General features: G+C 52.5%; 1 protein-coding gene. It reads right to left on the bottom strand.

Features of this window, described 5'->3' with window-relative positions; translation table 11 throughout:
- Positions 1-31: 31 nt before the first annotated feature.
- Complete coding sequence (tnpC, locus tag NHN17_RS25710) at positions 32-1,540, bottom strand: IS66 family transposase (protein ID WP_255045517.1); 1,509 nt, start codon at positions 1,538-1,540, stop codon at positions 32-34.
- Positions 1,541-1,563: the final 23 nt, after the last annotated feature.

The raw sequence follows: 1,563 nt of genomic DNA, 5'->3' as shown, positions 1-1,563 counted from the left end.
GTATGCGCCCCATGATCCCACGGGGCGAGTATTAATGAGCGAAGTTCCAGGGCAGTAAAGCGTCGAGATCAGGGTCTGGTTGGGCTAACTCTTCCATACACTTCACCAGATAATCGTACAGGATAAGTCCGTTAGCTTTAGCGGTCTCGATGATGCTGTAGAGCATGGCGCTGGCTTCGGCACCTTTCGGTGTATCGGCGAAGAGCCAGTTTTTCCGGCCGATAACCAGCGGCTTGATTGCACGCTCAGCCCGGTTGTTATCGATAGATAGGTGGCCGTCTTCGATATACCTCTCAAGCTTAGGCCATTGGCCCATCGTGTATTTGATAGCCTTGCCCAACTGGCTCGATGGGACAACCTTTTGGGATATCAGCCACTGGTGAAGATCGGCCAACATAGGTTTTGCTAACTTCTGCCGCTCAGCCTGTCTTTGTTGTGCACCCACCCCCTTAAGCCGCGCTTCTAACGCATAGAGTTTTTGGATTTTTGCCAAGGCCACATCGGCTTTGCCTGTCTTGCCTTTACCCTGTAGCTTCTTGGCATCCATGAACTTACGGCGGGCGTGAGCCAGGCAACCGAGGCGTTTAACCTGCGTTAGCCCATCATAGGCCTGGTAGCCATCAGTTTGAAGATAGCCACCGTACTTTCCAAGGAAAGCTGTTGGACAGGCTCTCGCACGACTGTTCCGGTAGTCGAACAAGACGATGTTTTTCATCCCCTCCAGTGTGGCGGAAGGTGAGTCAGCTCCTGAACAGTAGACCCACATATAGCATTGTTTATCTTCCTTGAGGACATTCAGTGGTGTCTCATCCGCCTGGATAACAACCTGTCCAAGCAAGTGTTTGTGTAATGCTTGGTAAAGTGGTGTGAAGTGTTTGCTGGCCTGCATGACCCAGCGTGCCATCGTCGTCCGGGATAGCTCGATACCGGATTGTTTGAACAGGGTTTCCTGCCGGTAAAGAGGCAGTGCATACTGGTATTTGCCAAGGATGATGTTGGCAAGCAGGCTTTCAGTAGCGAAGCTCTTGGGGATAAGGCTTGCTGGTGCAGGTTTTTGGCTGATAGTGACGCTTTCAGCCTCTTTCTCGCACTGGCGGCAGCTGTACTTGGGACGGACATACTCCAGTACCCTCAGTACTGCTGGGGTGAACTCCAGCTTTTCACTACAGTCCTCACCGATTTTGTGTAGCGGGTGCTGGCAGCACCCGCAGCGTTTCTCTTCTTCATCCAAGTCCAGGACAATGCGCTCGCGCGGCAGCTCTTTGGGAAGTGGCTTGCGTTTCCCGCGGGGCTTTTTAGTAGTAGTGGTGACGACGACTTCCTGCTCCGCGGAGTAGGCTTCATTTTCCACTTCATTGAACAGGTCACCCTGAGCGCTGTCGTAGGGCTTGAGCGCCTCGGCACGTTTGGCGAACTGGCGGTCGATGGCCAGTTTGAACTGTTCGAGCAGCGAAGCTTTTTCAGCCATCAGCGCTTTAACCATTGCTTGAAGCGCGGCGACATCTTGGCTATCAGGATTGATTTCAGTCGTCATTTTCATAGCCACGATTATATCAAAATGGT

The organism is Photobacterium pectinilyticum (genome assembly GCF_024357955.1).
GTDB classification, from domain to species: domain Bacteria; phylum Pseudomonadota; class Gammaproteobacteria; order Enterobacterales; family Vibrionaceae; genus Photobacterium; species Photobacterium pectinilyticum.
Note: the sequence above shows the minus strand (reverse complement) of the source record. Positions and strands in the feature narration are given on the sequence as shown.

What these genes read in the sequence shown, in the direction of transcription:
- tnpC (WP_255045517.1), bottom strand. Translation starts at nt 1,540, where the DNA reads ATGAAAATGACGACTGAAATCAATCCTGATAGCCAAGATGTCGCCGCG.